17 protein-coding genes and 1 pseudogene are annotated in these 16,939 nt (G+C 70.7%); 8 read left to right on the forward strand and 10 right to left on the reverse strand.

All coding sequences use genetic code 11. From position 1 onward, the window contains the following. Nucleotides 1–14: 14 nt before the first annotated feature. Nucleotides 15–818: a class I SAM-dependent methyltransferase gene (locus tag IEX31_RS03295; RefSeq protein ID WP_188742009.1), complete on the reverse strand. Its 804-nt coding sequence runs from the start codon at nucleotides 816–818 to the stop codon at nucleotides 15–17. 628 nt (nucleotides 819–1,446) lie between these two features. On the opposite strand from IEX31_RS03295, the gene IEX31_RS03300 reads away from it, so the two are divergent. The 5 genes and pseudogenes from IEX31_RS03300 to IEX31_RS03315 all read left to right on the forward strand — a co-directional run bounded on the left by IEX31_RS03300 (nucleotide 1,447) and on the right by IEX31_RS03315 (nucleotide 5,588). Continuing rightward, on the forward strand, nucleotides 1,447–1,704 hold the full coding sequence (locus IEX31_RS03300) for a glycosyltransferase family protein (protein WP_188742010.1): 258 nt from the start codon (nucleotides 1,447–1,449) through the stop codon (nucleotides 1,702–1,704). Nucleotides 1,705–1,777: 73 nt separating this feature from the next. Next, nucleotides 1,778–2,140 (forward strand): annotated as a pseudogene (locus IEX31_RS19500) (glycosyltransferase family 2 protein); the annotation flags it as partial. A 188-nt stretch (nucleotides 2,141–2,328) separates the two neighbouring features. Then, nucleotides 2,329–3,186, forward strand: a complete 858-nt coding sequence (gene rfbD / locus IEX31_RS03305) for a dTDP-4-dehydrorhamnose reductase (protein WP_188742011.1) — start codon at nucleotides 2,329–2,331, stop codon at nucleotides 3,184–3,186. A gap of 217 nt (nucleotides 3,187–3,403) precedes the next feature. Further along, complete coding sequence (rfbB, locus tag IEX31_RS03310) at nucleotides 3,404–4,402, forward strand: dTDP-glucose 4,6-dehydratase (RefSeq protein WP_188742012.1); 999 nt, start codon at nucleotides 3,404–3,406, stop codon at nucleotides 4,400–4,402. Between the two features lie 46 nt (nucleotides 4,403–4,448). Then, complete coding sequence (locus IEX31_RS03315; RefSeq protein ID WP_188742013.1) at nucleotides 4,449–5,588, forward strand: glycosyltransferase; 1,140 nt, start codon at nucleotides 4,449–4,451, stop codon at nucleotides 5,586–5,588. Nucleotides 5,589–5,644: 56 nt separating this feature from the next. Here IEX31_RS03315 and IEX31_RS03320 read toward each other — a convergent pair whose 3' ends face one another. From IEX31_RS03320 to IEX31_RS03330, 3 genes are all read right to left on the reverse strand, one after another. Next, the gene (locus IEX31_RS03320) at nucleotides 5,645–7,012 is read right to left on the reverse strand and encodes an LCP family protein (protein WP_188742014.1); all 1,368 of its coding nucleotides are present in this window, start codon (nucleotides 7,010–7,012) and stop codon (nucleotides 5,645–5,647) included. Further along, nucleotides 7,009–7,476: a 5-(carboxyamino)imidazole ribonucleotide mutase gene (gene purE, locus IEX31_RS03325; protein ID WP_188742120.1), complete on the reverse strand. Its 468-nt coding sequence runs from the start codon at nucleotides 7,474–7,476 to the stop codon at nucleotides 7,009–7,011. The genes IEX31_RS03320 and purE overlap by 4 nt, the downstream gene beginning before the upstream one ends. Nucleotides 7,477–7,576: 100 nt before the next feature. Beyond that, complete coding sequence (locus IEX31_RS03330; RefSeq protein ID WP_268236943.1) at nucleotides 7,577–8,707, reverse strand: 5-(carboxyamino)imidazole ribonucleotide synthase; 1,131 nt, start codon at nucleotides 8,705–8,707, stop codon at nucleotides 7,577–7,579. Between the two features lie 85 nt (nucleotides 8,708–8,792). Here IEX31_RS03330 and IEX31_RS03335 point away from each other — a divergent pair, with 85 nt between their 5' ends. Further along, nucleotides 8,793–9,440: a GtrA family protein gene (locus tag IEX31_RS03335; RefSeq protein ID WP_229662074.1), complete on the forward strand. Its 648-nt coding sequence runs from the start codon at nucleotides 8,793–8,795 to the stop codon at nucleotides 9,438–9,440. On the opposite strand, the gene IEX31_RS03340 is transcribed toward IEX31_RS03335, so the two are convergent. From IEX31_RS03340 to IEX31_RS03350, 3 genes are all read right to left on the reverse strand, one after another. Then, nucleotides 9,376–10,221 carry a DarT ssDNA thymidine ADP-ribosyltransferase family protein gene (locus tag IEX31_RS03340; RefSeq protein ID WP_188742015.1) on the reverse strand — a complete coding sequence of 282 codons (846 nt, stop codon included), beginning with the start codon at nucleotides 10,219–10,221 and terminating at the stop codon, nucleotides 9,376–9,378. The two genes, IEX31_RS03335 and IEX31_RS03340, sit on opposite strands and share 65 nt — an antisense overlap. Before the next feature lie 96 nt (nucleotides 10,222–10,317). Beyond that, a complete protein-coding gene (locus IEX31_RS03345; protein ID WP_229662075.1) occupies nucleotides 10,318–10,866 on the reverse strand; it encodes a PH domain-containing protein in 549 nt (182 codons plus the stop codon). A gap of 19 nt (nucleotides 10,867–10,885) precedes the next feature. Beyond that, a complete protein-coding gene (locus IEX31_RS03350; protein WP_188742017.1) occupies nucleotides 10,886–11,749 on the reverse strand; it encodes a biotin--[acetyl-CoA-carboxylase] ligase in 864 nt (287 codons plus the stop codon). Between the two features lie 109 nt (nucleotides 11,750–11,858). On the opposite strand from IEX31_RS03350, the gene IEX31_RS03355 reads away from it, so the two are divergent. Both IEX31_RS03355 and IEX31_RS03360 read left to right on the forward strand, forming a co-directional pair. Continuing rightward, complete coding sequence (locus IEX31_RS03355) at nucleotides 11,859–13,457, forward strand: acyl-CoA carboxylase subunit beta (protein WP_188742018.1); 1,599 nt, start codon at nucleotides 11,859–11,861, stop codon at nucleotides 13,455–13,457. 7 nt (nucleotides 13,458–13,464) lie between these two features. Next, a complete protein-coding gene (locus IEX31_RS03360; RefSeq protein ID WP_188742019.1) occupies nucleotides 13,465–13,728 on the forward strand; it encodes an acyl-CoA carboxylase epsilon subunit in 264 nt (87 codons plus the stop codon). Nucleotides 13,729–14,012: 284 nt separating this feature from the next. On the opposite strand, the gene IEX31_RS03365 is transcribed toward IEX31_RS03360, so the two are convergent. The 3 genes from IEX31_RS03365 to IEX31_RS03375 are packed head-to-tail and all read right to left on the reverse strand — an operon-like array spanning nucleotide 14,013 to nucleotide 16,928. After that, a complete protein-coding gene (locus tag IEX31_RS03365; protein ID WP_188742020.1) occupies nucleotides 14,013–15,023 on the reverse strand; it encodes a DUF8320 family protein in 1,011 nt (336 codons plus the stop codon). Further along, entirely contained in the window at nucleotides 15,020–16,255 is a 1,236-nt protein-coding gene (locus IEX31_RS03370) for a sensor histidine kinase (protein ID WP_188742021.1), read from the reverse strand. Before IEX31_RS03370 ends, IEX31_RS03365 begins: the two co-directional genes overlap by 4 nt. Continuing rightward, on the reverse strand, nucleotides 16,242–16,928 hold the full coding sequence (locus tag IEX31_RS03375) for a response regulator transcription factor (RefSeq protein WP_188742022.1): 687 nt from the start codon (nucleotides 16,926–16,928) through the stop codon (nucleotides 16,242–16,244). Before IEX31_RS03375 ends, IEX31_RS03370 begins: the two co-directional genes overlap by 14 nt. Nucleotides 16,929–16,939: the final 11 nt, after the last annotated feature.

The following is a 16,939-nucleotide window of genomic DNA, read 5'->3' on the forward strand; positions in this document are numbered from 1 at the left end:
CTACCGGTCGCCAGTCAGCGCCCGCGGCGGAACCAACCGCCGACGGTCCGGAGCGGCGCGGTGATCCGCCAACTCGAACTCGCGTGGATCGCGTCCAGTTGGTTCCCGACACCGATGAGCTCCGCCTCGCGCGCGGCCGCGAGCTCCTCCGCCGCGATGGCGCGGGCGCGGGCCTCGTGGAGCTCTGCCGCGGCAGCGAGCCCGGCGGCGTACTCGGCGGTGATCTTCGATCCCAGTTCGGCGTAGAACGCGCGAATATCCTCACCCGACACCGCGCCCGCTGCGAAGAACTCGGCGATTGCGGGGTCGAGGTCGGGCCAGACGCCGAGCACCCCGAGGCCGTGGTTGTGGTCGAAGCGGAAGGACGGCACGGTCGATGAGATCTCGTCCCAGAACCGCCAGACTCCGAAGCCCTCCCGACGCTCGGCGACGTCGTGGAAGATGACCACGGCGCGCCCCGAGAGCTTCGGCACCCAGCTGCGATAGTCGTGTGATACGTCCTCATAGCCGTGGCGCCCGTCGATGTGGAGCAGGTCGACGGTGCCGTCCTCGATGTCAGCGAGCGCCTCGTCGAAGGTCGCGCGGTGCAGCGTGGAGAAGCCGGCAAACTCCGCCTCGTTGATCGAGACCACGGCCGGGTAGACGCCCTCGCCGTAGAAGCCCGCCTGATCGTCGCCCTCCCACGTGTCCACGGCATGCGCTGAGCATTCGATCCCGAGGCGGGCCAGCGTCTCGCAGACCGAGAAATAGGAGTAGCCGTTGTGCGTCCCGAGCTCCACGAAGGTCGCAGGACGCAGCACCGACACCAGCCAGCTCACGAACGGCGCGTGCTCGTGCCATGCCGACTCCGGCACATACGTCGGTCGCAGATGGGAGGCCGCACCGCTCCAGGCAGTCGCGCGGTCAGCCTTACGCGCGACGATCGAACTCGACATCCTCGTCCTCTCTCGGTTGCCTCACTTTAATCGAGCACCGACCCCGGCACCAGCGCGGCGGTCACCGGCGTGCGACCCGGGCGGCCGCCGTCCCCTGGCGCGCGCAGGATCGATCGCAAGCGAATCCTCATCACCGGGGCATCCGGCACGCTCGGAAACGCTCTAGACCTGCGTTCGAAGGTCACGACGTCACCGGGGGCCCGACTGCAATTCGGGCATCGCGCGGGCCCTCAAACGTCGGCGTCCGGGCCGCACTCGACAATGGCGCCGACTTCGTGGTGAACACCGGACACCGAGTTGCCTCCCGGCTACGTGCCCCATGCTTGGCGACGTTCGCTGGCCAACCATGTCACCCATCCTGGGATCGTCTGCGCCGACAAGATGAACGGGCAGCCGTCGATCCCCACCTGGTCTTCGCCCGAGGGGCTGGGCCTCGTCCCCGAGGCGATCCCATCGGGCTCCGTGATCTCGCGCGAAGCGTCGAACGCGCGGGGGCTTCGATGAGCGGCTCGTGATCGACTGCGGCGACACCGAGGCTTGCCTCAGAGTCCGCGACCACGGGTTCCGAATCGCGGTCGCGGGAAGTACCGACATCACGCACGAACTCGGCGAGATGGTGCCGTTGCGGCCCTTCTGCATTCCCTGTGGAATCGCGGACGGCGAGGAGGAGCACCAGTACCACTCGCCCTTCCGCCAGTACTACGTCACGCGCGACAACACCTCCCTATCCGCAACTTCGGCAAGCGGCGCCGTTGGACGCTGGCCTTGAACAAGCGCCAAAATCGGCCCGTCGTTCGACGCGATCGTGAGCGGGCCGCTCCGGCTCCGCCACGTGATCGCGATTGTGGTGGCACCGTGCACGGACTACTTCGAATCCGCTGTCCGATACCGCCCGGACTGCGGCGGTTTCTCACCCGTTAGGGCGGTTCCGGCGCCCACGTCCGTTCTCGTGCGCACGCACCGGCGGTGGCGCGGACACGCTCGAACTGGTCGCGGGTCTCCTGCGCGCAAGCACTGGCGACGTTGAAGTCGTGATCGGAGACAACGCGTCGCCTCGTGACGAGACCGCCATCCTGGCGGCGGCTTTCCTCGACGATCGGAGGATACGCCTCGACCGGTACGCGGGAGACCTCGGCATCGCGGTGACCGCGAACGCCGGTTCCGCGGTCTCGTCCGGCAACATCGTGGTCGTGCTGGACGGGACCGATCCGCTCCCGGAGGCGTGGGATCGGGAGATACGCGGGAAGCTGTCGTCCGACACCCGCGTCCTGCTCCGGCCTTTGCCCGGAGTGCCGGTCGCCGCGACGGCGCGCGCCTACCGGGCGCATCGCGGGTCCGATCCGATGTCGGGGACGCGCGACCCGAATTGCGGGTCGCCTCGTAGGATCGTCGCATGCGAATCGTCATCGCCGGGGCTTCCGGCATGCTGGGAACTGATCTCCAAGCCGCGTTCGTGGGGCAGGACGCCACTGCGCTCGGACGCGCCGACCTCGACGTCACCGACCTCGAGGCGGTGCGCACCGCGGTCGCCGGCCACGACGTCGTCATCAACGCCGCCGCCTACACGAAGGTCGACGACGCCGAGTCGAACGAGGCGGCCGCGTATGCCGTGAACGCGCTCGGCGCGAAGAATCTCGCGATCGCGGCCCGCGAGGCGGGTGCGAAGCTCGTACAGGTCTCGACGGACTACGTGTTCGACGGCGCCGCGACCACCCCCTATGCCGAGGACGCACCACGGGATCCGATCTCCGCCTACGGTCGCACCAAGGCGGCGGGCGAGGTATTCGCACTGACTGAGCATCCGGGGGGCACGTACGTTGTTCGAACAGCGTGGTTGTATGGCGCGCACGGCCCCAACTTCGCCGCAACGATGGTGCGCCTCGCCGGTTCGCACGAGACCGTGAGCGTCGTGACCGACCAGCTCGGGCAGCCGACGTGGACTGCCGACCTCGCTGACCAGATCCGGCTTCTCCTCGAATCGGATACCCCGGCGGGCGTCTATCACGGCACGAACTCGGGTCAGTGCTCGTGGTTCGAATTCGCGAAGGCGATCTTCGCCGAGATCGGCCTCGACCCCGAGCGCGTGCTCCCGACGGACAGCAGCACGTTCGTTCGGCCGGCGCCCCGCCCGGCCTACTCGGTGCTGGGCCACGATCGCTGGGCAGCCGTCGGGCTCCCCGAGATGCGCGACTGGCGGGTCGCGCTCCGTGCCGCGATCGCATCGCGCGTCGTACCCGTGTCTGTCAACTGAACCGCGGCGCTGGACTTCACCTGAACGCCAACGGGCAGCGCTTCATCGCCGACCGGTCCGTCACCGCGGTGGAGGATGCGATCGCGGACCGCGCCAGATCTTGACGACGACTGCTCTTCCGCCGGGGAAGCTGCGCCGGACGGCGAACGCGCAGACCGTTGGCGCAGATCCAAACGGGTCAGCGTTCGTCGAGCCGAGCGTCGGTAGGATGAAGCGCGTGTCAAGACTCCTCGTGACCGGCGGCGCCGGCTTCATCGGCTCGAACTTCGTCCACTACGTGCTCGCGAACACCGACAACACGGTCACCGTGCTCGACAAGCTCACGTACGCCGGCAACCTCGCCTCACTCGAGGGCCTGCCGGCCGACCGATTCCGCTTCGTCAGGGGCGACGTCGCCGATGCCCCCCTCGTCGACGAGCTCTTCGCCGAGCACGACACCGTCGTGCACTACGCCGCCGAGAGCCACAACGACAACTCGCTCGCGAACCCGCGGCCGTTCCTCGACACCAACCTCATCGGCACCTACACGCTGCTCGAGGCGGCGCGCACGCACGACATACGGTTCCACCACATCTCGACCGACGAAGTCTACGGCGACCTCGAGCTCGACGACCCGTCGAAGTTCACCGAGCAGACGCCGTACAACCCGTCGAGCCCGTACTCGTCGACCAAGGCCGGCAGCGACCTGCTCGTCCGGGCGTGGGTGCGCTCGTTCGGCGTGAAGGCGACCATCTCGAACTGCTCGAACAACTACGGCCCGTACCAGCACGTCGAGAAGTTCATCCCGCGCCAGATCACGAACGTGCTGCGCGGTGAGCGGCCCAAGCTCTACGGCAGGGGCGAGAACGTGCGCGACTGGATCCACGCGAACGATCACTCCTCGGCGGTGCTCACGATCCTCGAGAAGGGTAGGATCGGCGAGACCTACCTCATCGGCGCCGACGGGGAGAAGAACAACAAGGAGGTCGTCGAGCTGATCCTCACGATCCTCGGCCGGTCCGCCGACGACTACGATCACGTGGTGGACCGTCCGGGCCACGATCTCCGCTACGCCATCGACTCGACCCGCCTGCGCACCGAGCTGGGCTGGCAGCCGGAATTCTCGGACTTCGAGGCGGGGCTGGCCGATACGATCGCGTGGTACCGCGACAACGAGGGATGGTGGGCCCCCCAGAAGGACGCCACCGAAGCCAAGTACGCGGCACAGGGCCAGTAGTCCGGAGATCGATCGAGGCCGTCGTGCGACGGCGTGAGGAAGCAGAGTGACGACCACCCTCCGCGTCATCCTCGACCAGATCGTCGCCCCCGTGCCGGGCGCGCTCGGCCGTTACGCGCGTGACCTCGGGCGCGCGATCGTGGCTGCGGCACCCCGCGGCTGCGAGGTCGAGGCCATCGTGTCGTCGTCGCTCCCCGAGGACTACGACCGGGTCATGGCCGAGGTGCCGGGGCTCTCGGGCCTGTACAAGACCACGCTCGCGAGGCGCGAGCTCGCCGCGGCGTGGCAGTTCGGCATCACGACGTCCCCGGGCGGCGGCATGATCCACGGCATGAGCCTGTTCGCTCCGCTGCGCAAGCACAAGCGCGACGGCCGCAACCAGGTCGTCGTCACCGTGCACGACGTGCTCGCGTGGACGCACCCCGAAGCCCTCAGCGCGGCATCCGTCGCCTGGCAGAAGGGCATGCTGAAGCGCGCGGTGAAGCATGCCGACGCGGTCGTCGTGCCGACCCATGCCCTGGCCGAACGGCTCGGCCAGATCGCGGACTTCGGCGAGCGCCTGCGCGTGATCGGCACCGCGCCACGGTCGGGGCTCGTCGTCGGACCAGACGCCGACCTCCGCATGGCGCGTCTCGGGATCCCGCGCGAGTACATCGTGGTGCCCGGCACCCTCGAGCCGCGCACGGGACTCATCGACGTGTTCGCGGCACTCGCCCGGCGCGGCGTGCCGGAGGTTCCCGTAGTGGTCCTCGGGCCCGAGACGTGGGGCGACCAGCACGTCGCCGCGGTGGCCGACGAGATCGGCGTGGCCGCCCCGCGCATCAGCCATCTCGACGACCTCGACGCGGCCGACCTCGCCGTCGTCGTCTCGCGCGCACTCGCGTTCGTCGCGCCGAGCCATGACGAGAGCTCGGGCACGGCCCTCATCGAGGCGTTCAGCCTCGGCGTTCCGGTCATCCACTCGGATGTCCCGGCCCACCTCGAGGTGTCTGCTGGTGCCGGCCTCGCGGTGCCGGTGGGGATGGCCGACCACGGCTACGCCGACCGTCTCGCCGCCGCGATCACGTCGGTCGTGAGCGATCGCCCGCTCGCCGACCGCCTCTCGGTCGCGGGCAGCGATCGCAGCCGGGCATTCGACTGGCGCGACGCGGGCGAACGGGTCTGGCAGCTGCACGCCGACCTCTGACCGAGTCGCGCCGGCACCCCGGGCTCCGAAGCGCACTGGATGCCGCGCCCGCGCGCCTACCCCTCGGCCGGCTCCTCCGGCTCGGGCGGGAACACCGCCTGCTGCACGAGTTGGCGGATGTACTCGTAGTCGGGGTCCTCAGGGTCCACGCCGTTGTCGGGCACGAGCGGCACGTCGACGATCGGCAGCTCCTTCGTCTTCGACGCGAGGTCGACGAAGTAGCCGAGCATGCCCTGTGGCACATCGGTCTTCACGACCTGCGAACCGGCCGCGGCGATCTCCTGGAACTTCGACAGCACGTTCGCGGGATTGAACTGCGCCAGCACGGCCTCCTGGATCTGCAGCTGCCTGGCCATGCGGTCGTAGTCGCTCGTGCCATGGCGGGACCTGGCGTACCAGAGCGCGTGATACCCGTCGAGGTGTTGCTCGCCCGCGGGAATCCACTCGGCCACCGTCGTGAACGTCTCGTCGGCGTGGATCGGGATGTCCTCGGGGACGTTCACGGTCACGCCGCCGAGCGCGTCGATGAGCTGCTGGAAGCCCGCCATGTCGATGAGCACGTAGTACTGGATCGGGAGGCCGGTGATGCCCTCCGCGGCATCCCGCATGGCCTCGATGCCGGGCTCGGAGCCCTCGGCGACCGCATTCGGGTACATCTCGGGACTCTTCAGCTCGACCTCGGTGTAGATCGAGTTGAGCTGGCAGACGTCGACCTCGCACCCGTCGATCGACCCGTAGCCCTCGGGGTACACCGCGGCGAGCGGCGAGTCGGCGTCGAAGGGCACGTCGACCATGTTGCGCGGCAGGCCGATCGTGACCGCCCGGCCGGTCTCCGCGTCGACGCTCACGACGCGGATGCTGTCGGGTCGCAGCCCTTCGCGGTCGGGCCCCGCGTCGCCGCCCAGCAGCAGGATGTTGTACTTGCCGTCGATCGGCGGTTCGCTCGGGCCCGCGACGAACACCGACGAGAGGAACCCGCTCGCGGCGGTCGCGAGGTAGGCGCCGTAGGCCGCGGTGCCCGATACCGTCGCCATCACGACGACCGCGAACGCGGCGACCCAGGCCCGCGCCGTCGGCGTGGTCTTCACGAGGCGCACCAGGCGCAACGTGTCGAGGGTCAGCACGAGCCAGAGCACGGCGTAGAACGCGAGCACGGCCGCGGCGATCCACAGCGTGACGGTCGTCGAGATCACCGTGTAGATCACCGCGGGCCAGAGCATCCACACGACGAGCCCGACGACCGCGAGGGTCCAGAGCGTGAGGGTCGCGCCCAGGCCGAAGCGACCGAGCTTGCGGTCGCCCGCGAGCACCTGCGCGGAGCCCGGGATGAGGAGGTTGAGCACGACGAGCCACCAGGCGCGACGCGTCATGAGCGCGCGCGAGGCGACGTCGGGGTAGCGGATCGGGCTGGCGGCGAGGCTCATCGGTTCGACTTGAGGTGTTCGTTCTTCTGCTCGACCAGGTCGGCGAGCGCGGTGGCGTAGTCGACGAGCGCGGAGCTCAGCGCGGCATCCGACGTCGCGAGGATCCTGACGGCGATGAGCCCGGCGTTCTTCGCGCCGCCGATCGAGACGGTGGCGACCGGCACGCCCGCGGGCATCTGCACGATCGAGAGCAGCGAGTCGAGTCCGTCGAGGCGCGACAGCGGCACGGGCACCCCGACGACCGGCAGCGTCGTGACCGAGGCGAGCATGCCCGGCAGGTGCGCCGCTCCGCCTGCGCCGGCGATGATCACCTTGAGGCCGCGAGCCGACGCCTCCTTGCCGTACGCGATCATCTTCTCGGGCGTCCGGTGCGCCGAGACGACCTCGACCTCGTGCGCGACGCCGAACTCATCGAGGAGTTCGGATGCCTCGCGCATGATGTTCCAGTCGGAATCGGAGCCCATGACGACGCCGACGAGCGGGGTGGTTGCAGCGATCACCCGACGATCTTAGAGCCGGGCGCTGTGAGAACCCGGACGGCGCGCAGCGCGTGCCGCGAGAGCGTCAGTCCTGGAACACCGCCGCGGCCGCGCGCGCCTCGTACACCACGTCGTCGAGGTTGTCGCCGATCGCGGTGACGTGGCCGACCTTCCGCCCGGGGCGCGGCTCCTTGCCGTAGTTGTGCAGCTTCACGGTCGGATGTCCCTCGAGGGCCTCGTCGTAGCGCTCGACGAGCGTGCCCTCCTCGGGCCCGCCGAGGATGTTCACCATCACGGCCCAGTCGGCGTGGCATCCGGTGCCGCCGAGCGGCAGGTCGAGCACGGCGCGCAGGTGCTGCTCGAACTGGCTGGTCGTCGACCCGTCCATCGACCAGTGGCCGCTGTTGTGCGGCCGCATGGCGAGCTCGTTCACGAGGATGCGGTCGTCGGTCGTCTCGAACAGCTCGACGGCGAGCACGCCCGTGACGCCGAGCCCCTCGGCGATCGAGATGGCGACGTCGGCCGCGACATCCGCGAGCCGACCGGCCGACCTCGGAGCCGGCGCGATGACCTCGCTGCACACGCCGCCCACCTGCACGGTCTCGACGACGGGCCACGCGGCCACCTCGCCCGACGGGCGGCGCGCCACGACCTGGGCGAGCTCGCGGCGGAAGTCGACGAGCTCCTCGACGAGCAGCGCCCCGCCGCGGCCGTCCTCTGCGATGGTCGTGAACCACTCGCCGACCTCGGCGGCGGAGCGCACCATGCGCACGCCCTTGCCGTCGTACCCGCCGCGCGGGGTCTTCACGACCGCGGCGCCACCGTGCACGGCGATGAAGTCGTCGAGCTCGGCGGCCGACTCGATGCGCGCCCAGTCGGGCACGGGCAGGCCGAGCTCCGAAAGGCGGCGGCGCATGAGCAGCTTGTCCTGCGCGACCTTGAGGGCGTCGGGACCCGGATGCACCGCCACGCCCGCATCGACCATGGCGTGCAGCACGTCCTGCGGCACGTGCTCGTGGTCGAACGTCACGACGTCGACCTGGCGTGCGAACGCGAGCACGGTCTCGGTGTCGGTGTAATCGCCGACCTGCCGAGCGGCGAGCGCCGCCGCCATGCCGTCGGCCTCCGCGAGCACCCGGAGGTCGACTCCGAGCTCGATCGCCGCGGGGATCATCATCCGTGCGAGCTGCCCGCCGCCGATCACTCCGACCCGCACCCGTGCCCTCCGTTCGCCTCAGCCGTGACGCCCCGACGGACGCCTCGTTCAGTCTAGGCGTGACCCCGCGGCATAGGATGTGCCGGTGACCACCGCCGCCGGCAGCGTGCTCGCCCGACTCTGGCACGGGCTCCTCGCCTACGCCGTGAAGTTCGGCATCGTGGGTCTCATCGGCCTCGTCATCGACGTGACGCTGTTCAACCTGCTGCGGCTGGGGGTCTTCGGCGACGACCACTGGGCCCAGTCGGCGATCGGCGCGAAGACGATCTCCACGAGCGTCGCGATCGTCTTCAACTGGCTCGGCAACCGCTTCTGGACCTTCCGGCGGCATCGTCGCCGCAACTACGTGCGCGAGTTCGCGGAGTACGTCGTGGTGTCGCTCGGCGGCATGGCGATCGCCCTGCTCTGCCTCTGGGTGAGCCACCACCTCCTGGGCTACACGAGCCTCCTCGCCGACAACATCGCCACGAACGTCGTGGGGCTCGCGCTCGGCACGGCGTTCCGGTTCCTGCTGTACCGCTACTGGGTCTACGGCCACCACCGCGCCGACGGGCTCTCGAACCTCGACCGCGTCGAGGAGGCGCAGCGCTCCCTCTTCGAGGAGCCGGAGTCTGTCGATGAACCGGGGCCGGGCGAGAATGCGGAGCGCCCGGCGGATGCCTCGGCCGCTACTCCGCGGCCGGATCCTGGGTCGGCTGGAACCATGGCGGGTACACCGCCACACGGGTCCTGAGGCCCACCGCGTCGAGCGCCGCGCGCACGCGGTCGCGCACCCGGTCGTTGCCCACGGCGATGAGCAGCACCCGCTCGAGCGGCAGCGACTCCCGGACGAGCACCTCGGCGGAGAGCAGTCGCGACCCCTCGTCTTCGCGGTGCAGGCGCTGCAGCATGCGGAGCACCTCGGGCCACGCGGATGCGGCCCGAACGCTGCCGGCCGCGGCATCCGCGTCGGTGACGACGACTGTGCCCTCGACCTCGGTGCGCGCACCGACGGCGCCGGCCACCGAGCTCACGAGGATGACGTGGTCGGCGGGCTGGCGTTCGACCGCGTCGGCGGCGAGCCTCGGGTCGGGCGTGCCGGTGCGGACGGCGTTCCACACGTGCGCGTCGGTCGAGAGCAGGAACGGCACGTAGTCGGCCACCACCGCATCACCGCCCGGCGCGGGAGCCGAGCGGCGGAACTCACGCGCCGAGGGCGCCGAGACGTCCACGGCCGGCGCCGCGCCCGCGCGATCCGCGAGCAGCGCGCCCTCGCCGAGGATCGACGCCAGGTTGTCCACGTGCGTGACGTGGTAGATGCGCACGGTCTTGGGGTCGATCGGCGCCTCGTGGAGCGTTCGCGCGCTCGCCGCTCCCGCGACGCGTGCCGTCTGGCGCGCTGGGCGTGACGACCGCGGCCCGGTGGAGCGGCTCGTGCGCGGCGGGGCGATCACCCGCTTCGGCTCGGGCTCCGGGGGTGGGAAGCAGATGGCGCAGAGGCCGTCATCGAAACCGTGGATGCATTCGTCGGCCACGTGGAACCCTTCATCGCTCGGCTCACGCTGGGGGCGCACGAGACCGAACTTCAAGGTTACGCGCTCCGAGCGGATGCCGCGGCACCCCCGGGACGGTCAGCGCCCGCCCCACACCACGGTGTCCCCGTCGGTGACGGACGGCTCGGCCGCAAGCCGGCCGCTGATCCGGGTGTGCTCGTGCTCCATGAGCTCGTGCAGGGCCGCCTGCACGAGGTTCGGGTTCGGCACGTCGTGCAGCACGACCGTGTGCTCGTGGCCCGTGTCGATGCGCACGTCACCCGACCCGAACGCGCGCTGCGCCCACGTGCGCCGAACCATCACGTCGTAGCCGCGGCCGTGCAGCAGCTCCTGGCGGACGCGCGTGAACACGCCGCGGCGCAGGATGATGCGACGCGTCGTGATGGTGGTGCGATGCGTGAGCCACGCGAGGAACGGCACGAGGCACCCGGCGACCACCACGAGCAGGGCGATGCCGACCACGGCGAGCCGCTGCCACCACTCGGTGACCACGGCGAGCGAGTAGGCGGTGGCGCCGGCCACGGCGACGAGCAGCACGGCCGGCAGGATGAGCACGCGGGCATGTCGCCGCAGGCGGGCGACGACCCGCTCCACGGGTGCCGTGGCCCGCGCGCCACCCTGGCTCACAGCTGGGCTCATACGCCCATTAATACCGCAGGTGCGTGACGTCTCCGGCGGCGACAGACTGAGTCACGCCGTTACGCTCGCGCACGACGAGGCGTCCGTCGCGGTCGATGCGCTCGGCCACGCCGAGGAGCTCTCGGCCGCCCGGCAACTCGACGCGCACCTCGTCGCCCAGCGTGCCGCACAGCGATGCCACGCGACCCGCGACTCCGCTCGCCTCGGCGTCGCCGCGGTGCTCCGTGAACGCGCGCACGAGTCCGAGGAAGCCCGCAAGGTAATCCGCGAGCACCGCGTCGGCGTCGGGCCGCACCCCCGTGGCGAGCAGGAGCGAGGTCGACGTCAGGGTCGGCAGGTCGTGCTCGTCGAGTGTCAGGTTGAGGCCGGCGCCCACGACGACGGCGGCCGCGGTCCCTGAGCCCGTCGAAGGAGGCAGCAGCTCCGAGAGGATGCCGCAGATCTTGAACCCCGAGACGAGCACGTCGTTCGGCCACTTCAGCACGACCTCGACGCCGCCGGTGTCGTCGCCCTCATCGAGATCGGCACTCCCGGATGCCGCGGCGTCGACCGCGCGACGCACGGCCTCGGTCATGGCGGCCCCGGCCATCAGCGGGATCCATCCGTACGCCTCGGGCGGGAGCGCTCGTGCGCCCGGCAGCTCCGGTCGCACGAGCACCGAGATCGCGAGGGTCTTGCCCGTCGGGGCGAGCCAGGTGCGCCCCATGCGCCCGCGACCGCGGGTCTGGTCGTCGGTGACGACGACGGATCCGTGCGGCCAGGCCGACGCCTCGGGCCCGGTGGCCGCCTCGCGCAGGTCGTCGTTGGTCGAACCCGTGGTCGCGACGAACTCGAGTCGCGGCACCACGGCACGGCTCAGCGGAAGGTCCATGCCGACAGTCTCCCAGTTCCGCGCGTCACGGGAAGGCACCACGTCCGCGACCGGATTTGTAGGAACCGTCAACGAAGTGGGCACAACGCTCGCCGGTAGAGTGAACGGCGTGACCGAAGCCACTGACGGCCCCGACCTCTCCACGACCGCCGGCAAGCTCGCCGACCTCAAGCAGCGTTATCACGAAGCCGTGACCGCGTCCGGCGAGGCGGCCATCGAGAAGCAGCACGCCAAGGGCAAGATGACCGCACGCGAGCGCATCGCCGAGCTCCTCGACCCGGGCTCGTTCGTCGAGCTCGACGAGTTCGTGCGCCACCGCACGCATGCCTTCGGCATGGACGCCAAGCGTCCGTACGGCGACGCCGTGGTCACCGGCACCGGCACCATCCACGGGCGGCAGGTCGCGGTGTACTCGCAGGATTTCACGATCTTCGGCGGCTCGCTCGGCGAGGTCGCGGGCGAGAAGATCATCAAGGTCATGGAGCTCGCCCTGAAGACGGGCGTGCCCATCATCGGCATCCTCGACTCCGGCGGTGCGCGCATCCAGGAGGGCGTCGTCGCGCTCGGCAAGTACGGAGAGATCTTCCGCCGCAACACTCAGGCCTCGGGGGTCATCCCGCAGATCTCGATCGTGTGCGGCCCGGCCGCCGGCGGTGCGGTCTACTCCCCCGCCCTCACCGACTTCGTGATCATGGTCGACAAGACGAGCCAGATGTTCGTCACCGGCCCCGACGTCATCAAGACCGTCACGGGTGAGGACGTCGGCATGGAGGAGCTGGGCGGCGCACTCACGCACAACACGGTGTCGGGCGTCGCGCACTACCTCGCGAGCGACGAGTCCGACGCCCTCGACTACGCTCGCACGCTCGTGGCCTTCCTTCCCGACAACAACATGTCGGATGCCCCGGTCTACGGCGCCGAGGTCGAGCTCGAGATCACCGACGACGACCGCCGGCTCAACGCGATCATCCCCGACTCGCCGAACCAGCCGTACGACATGCACACCGTGATCGAGGGCATCGTCGACCACGGTGACTTCCTCGAGGTGCAGCCGCTGTTCGCGCCGAACATCGTGATCGGCTTCGCGCGCGTCGAGGGCCGCTCCGTCGGGATCATCGCGAACCAGCCCAGCCAGATGGCGGGCACCCTGAACATCGCGGCGGGCGAGAAGGCATCGCGGTTCGTGCGGTTCTGCGACGCGTTCTCGATCCCGATCCTCACGCTCGTCGACGTGCCGGGCTACCTTCCCGGCACCGACCAGGAGTGGACGGGCGTCATCCGCCGTGGCGCGAAGCTCCTCTACGCGTATGCCGAGGCGACCGTGCCGCTCGTCACCGTGATCACGCGGAAGGCCTACGGGGGTGCCTACATCGTGATGGGCTCGAAGCAGCTCGGCGCCGACATCAACCTCGCCTGGCCGACCGCCGAGATCGCGGTGATGGGTGGCCAGGGCGCGGTGAACATCCTCTACCGCGCCGAGATCAAGCGCGCCGAGGAGGCCGGCGAGGATGTCGCGGCCGTGCGCACCAAGCTCGCCAACGAGTACACCTACAACGTCGCGTCGCCGTTCCTCGCCGCAGAGCGGGGCGAGCTCGACGGCGTCATCGAGCCGGCAGCCACCCGCGTCGCCGTGACCAAGGCACTGCGCGCACTCCGCACCAAGCGCGCGAGCCTGCCGCCGAAGAAGCACGGGAACATCCCCCTGTAGGGCGACCATGGACACGCACGCATCAGAGAACCACGGGGCCCGGCCCGAGCCCGGGGCCGACGCCCGCGCCGCCGATCTCCGGTTCGTCACCCGCGACGTCACGCACGAGGAGGCCGCCGCAGTGACCGCGGTGATCCTCGCGGCGATCGACGAGCAGTCCGTCGAGGCATCCGTCGCCGAACCCGCCCGGGACGCGTGGGTGCAGAGCGCCCACGCGCTGCGCTCGCCCATCGCCGTTGGTCCGGGAAGCTGGGCCCGCTCCGTGCGCTGAGCGAGGGGACCTGTCCCCCGATTCGCGCCATGTGCCTCCCGGAGCCCGAGACGGTCGCTCGACGTCCCGGGAGGGCCGGCGCGAGGGGGACCGGAGGTGTCCCCCGAAATGACGACTGCGCACCGGTCGACGTGTGCGTCAGGATGGGTATGCAGACTCCTCAGGAGTCGCCACCGTCACCGGTCGGGTAACCGGTGACCGTTGGGGGCGAGTCAGGGCGATATTCGGGTTGTCGCCGTGGCTCGGGCTTGTTGGGGGGCCGATCATCGATCGGCCCCCCACCTTCATGTCCGGGGGATCTCCAGCCAGAACTCGAACTCGAGGTTGTCGGTGTCGTTGGACGGCGTGCCGCCGGCCTCGGGCTCCCGAAGGCCCACGACCGTCACCGCGACGGGCGAGCCCTCGGCGGCCGTGCGGGCGATGATGCGATCCGCCCCTGAGCCGGCGATCGCCTCGGCCAGGCGTGACAGCACACGGTCCCGCGCGGGCTCGTCGAGGTCGTCGATGCCGCCCTCGTCGAGGAGCATGACGATGGTCCCGCGCTCGCGGGCGCGCTGCACCTCGGCGCGCACGGCGTCGGTGAGCAGCATCCGTCCCCTGATCTCGTCGCGGATGGCCGCCTCGAGCATGCGGCACTCATGGCGCTGCGCCTCGGTGAGCGCGCCGCCCCGGTCGGCGATGCGACGGAGCATCGGCGCCGCGATGCGATTGGTCTGGGCCAGGCGCATGCGCCCCTCGAACAGGTGCGCGTCCTGCGCGGCCTGCCACGCCGCCGCCTCACGCTCTGCCTGCGCGTATCGGCGCGTCTCACGCGCCGCGGCGGTGAGAGCCGACGTCAGCATGTGCGCGATGGCGACCCACACGATGCTGCCGATGACGCCGAGCGCTCCGAGCGAGAGCGGCCCCGCCCACGCCACGCTCTGCACGGCGAGCGCCACGACGCCGAGCCAGGCGACGACGAGTTGACGCCGGGCCGCGGCGATCGTCATCAGCGTGCCGACGGCCGCGACGTACCAGGTCGCGTACCCGTTGTCGGCGTCGGCGTCGAGCTGGCTCGTCACGAGCAGGGGCAGCACGATGCAGACGGCCAGGTCGAAGGCGGCGAGCCAGTCGGGCATGCGCAGTCGCTCGACCGGCCACAGGCTCGCGACGGTCGCGATGGAGTAGAGCGCGAGCGCCACCACCGTCGGCCATGGCGATCGTGGCACGTCGAGCGAGTAGATGCCCAGCACCACGTGGTAGGTCGAGAAGAGCGCGCCCAGCACGAGCAGGAGCCACCGGGGCACGCCGATCATGCGTCGCCGCCCATCGCGCCCACGGGCCAGGCGATCGTCACGGTCGTGCCGTGCCCGGGGGTCGACTCGATCTCGGCACCACCGCCCGCGTTGGCCATGCGCTCCTCGATCGAGACCCGCAGGCCGAGCCGCTCGACCGGCACGTCGTGGCGCGCGAAGCCGACCCCGTTGTCGGCGATCTCGATGACGCACCCGCCCGCGCGCACGCCGCGGATACGCAGCTCCCGACGCGTGCCGCGCCCGGGCTCGTCGGCGTGCTGCATGCTGTTCACCATCGCCTGCACCGCCGCCGAGTAGAGGGCGTCGACCGCCTCCACCGGGAGTTCCACGCCGCCTGCGTTCACGACCCGCACGGTGAAGGGCGCCGCGAAGGTCGTGAGGGCCGCCCGCAGGCGCCGCACGAGCACGGGCAGCCCGACCCGTTCCAGCGCGCGCGGACCCGAGGCGCCGGCCTCGTCGAGCCGCTTGACGGCGTCGCGCGCCATCCTCGCCGCGAGCGCCCGCTCGTCGGGCGATTCCGCGGCCGCCGCCGAGAGGAGGGTGGTGAGCACGCTGTCGTGCACGAGCGCGTCCACCTTCACGCGCTCGCTCTCGGTGGCATGCTGGCGTGCGGCGACGTCGTAGCGCTGCAGCGCGGCATCCTGGGCACCGTCGACGGCCTCAGCGGCCTGACGCAGCATCGTGACGATGATGAGCACCGCGACGCCCAGGATGACGGCGTACATGGCGTCGAGCACCGCGAGGAGCGGCACCGCGCCGCCGCCGGCGGGCAGCAGCCGGATGACGCCGTACATCGCCGGCACGACGACCGTGTACCCCGTCGCCACCGAGGCGGGCACGGCCACCACGGCGGCGGCCGTCGCGACGGTGCAGATGTAGTACAGCCACGGCGTCCCGCCGTCGAGTGCCGCCGGATCCTCGATGAGGAACGGCCATGCGGCGAGCGCGACCGCGTAGAGCGCGGCGAACGTGAGCGCCGCGCGGCGCACGGCGACCTTCGCGACGCTCGCGACCGCGAGCACGACGAGCGCGCCGTACAGGATCGCCATCATCGCGACGCCGGCGCCGTCGACGAGCGCGGACGACTGCTCCAACGCGACCGGCAGCGTCTGCGCGCCGAACACGAGGCCGAACAACCCGAGTGCGCGACCCGAGACCGTCTCGACCTGCGCGCGGGTGACGGCGGCTCGCCTCGTGCTGAGCCGCGGAACCCGCCACTCAGCGGCGGGCATCCCCGCCTTCACCGTCGAGCCCCGGCAGGATGCCGTCCTCGACCGCCCTGCGCAGCAGGTCGACCTTCGTGGGCGCCGGGCGCCCGACCTCGATGTACTTCGCCCTGACGCGGTCGAGGTACTCGCGTGCGGTGGAGTGCGCGATTCCCAGCTGCATGGCCACCAGCTTGAGCGGGAGTCCTGACGCGTAGAGGTGCAGCACGTCGCGTTCGCGACGGCCGAGCTGGGCCTTTGCGAACTCGCGGTCGGCCTCGATCGCGCTCGCCCACTCGACGTTGTTCAGCACCTCGCCCTTCGCGACGGTCGCGATCGCGGCGATCACGGTCGACATGGGCGAGGCCTTGGGGACGACCCCCGCGGCACCGGCCGCGAGCGCCTCGCGCACGGCGGCGACGCGGTCGGCGATGCTGTGCACGAGCACGGCACTGCCGGTGTCGAGCACCGCCCGTACGTTCTCGGTGACGCTCGACCCGTCACCGAGCGACAGGTCGAGCACGACGACGTCGCATGACGATCCGCCGAGCGCCCCGAGCAGCTCGGGGACGTTGGCCGTCTCGGCCACCACCTCGTAGCCGGCGTCACGGCAGGCGGCGCGCAATCCGAGTCGCACGGCCTCGTGATCGTCGACGATCGCCACGGTCGCGGCGGCATCCGTCCCGTCAGCTTCCGACACGTGTCCCCCTT

The organism is Agromyces bauzanensis (genome assembly GCF_014645655.1).
Lineage (GTDB): Bacteria > Actinomycetota > Actinomycetes > Actinomycetales > Microbacteriaceae > Agromyces > Agromyces bauzanensis.

Coding starts and splice junctions, on each gene's coding strand:
- IEX31_RS03320 (WP_188742014.1), bottom strand. CDS start 7,012: ATGAGCCTCGCCGCCAGCCCGATCCGCTACCCCGACGTCGCCTCGCGC.
- purE (WP_188742120.1), bottom strand. CDS start 7,476: ATGGGCTCCGATTCCGACTGGAACATCATGCGCGAGGCATCCGAACTC.
- rfbD (WP_188742011.1), top strand. CDS start 2,329: ATGCGAATCGTCATCGCCGGGGCTTCCGGCATGCTGGGAACTGATCTC.
- IEX31_RS03370 (WP_188742021.1), bottom strand. CDS start 16,255: ATGCCCGCCGCTGAGTGGCGGGTTCCGCGGCTCAGCACGAGGCGAGCC.
- IEX31_RS03365 (WP_188742020.1), bottom strand. CDS start 15,023: ATGATCGGCGTGCCCCGGTGGCTCCTGCTCGTGCTGGGCGCGCTCTTC.
- IEX31_RS03360 (WP_188742019.1), top strand. CDS start 13,465: ATGGACACGCACGCATCAGAGAACCACGGGGCCCGGCCCGAGCCCGGG.
- IEX31_RS03350 (WP_188742017.1), bottom strand. CDS start 11,749: ATGGACCTTCCGCTGAGCCGTGCCGTGGTGCCGCGACTCGAGTTCGTC.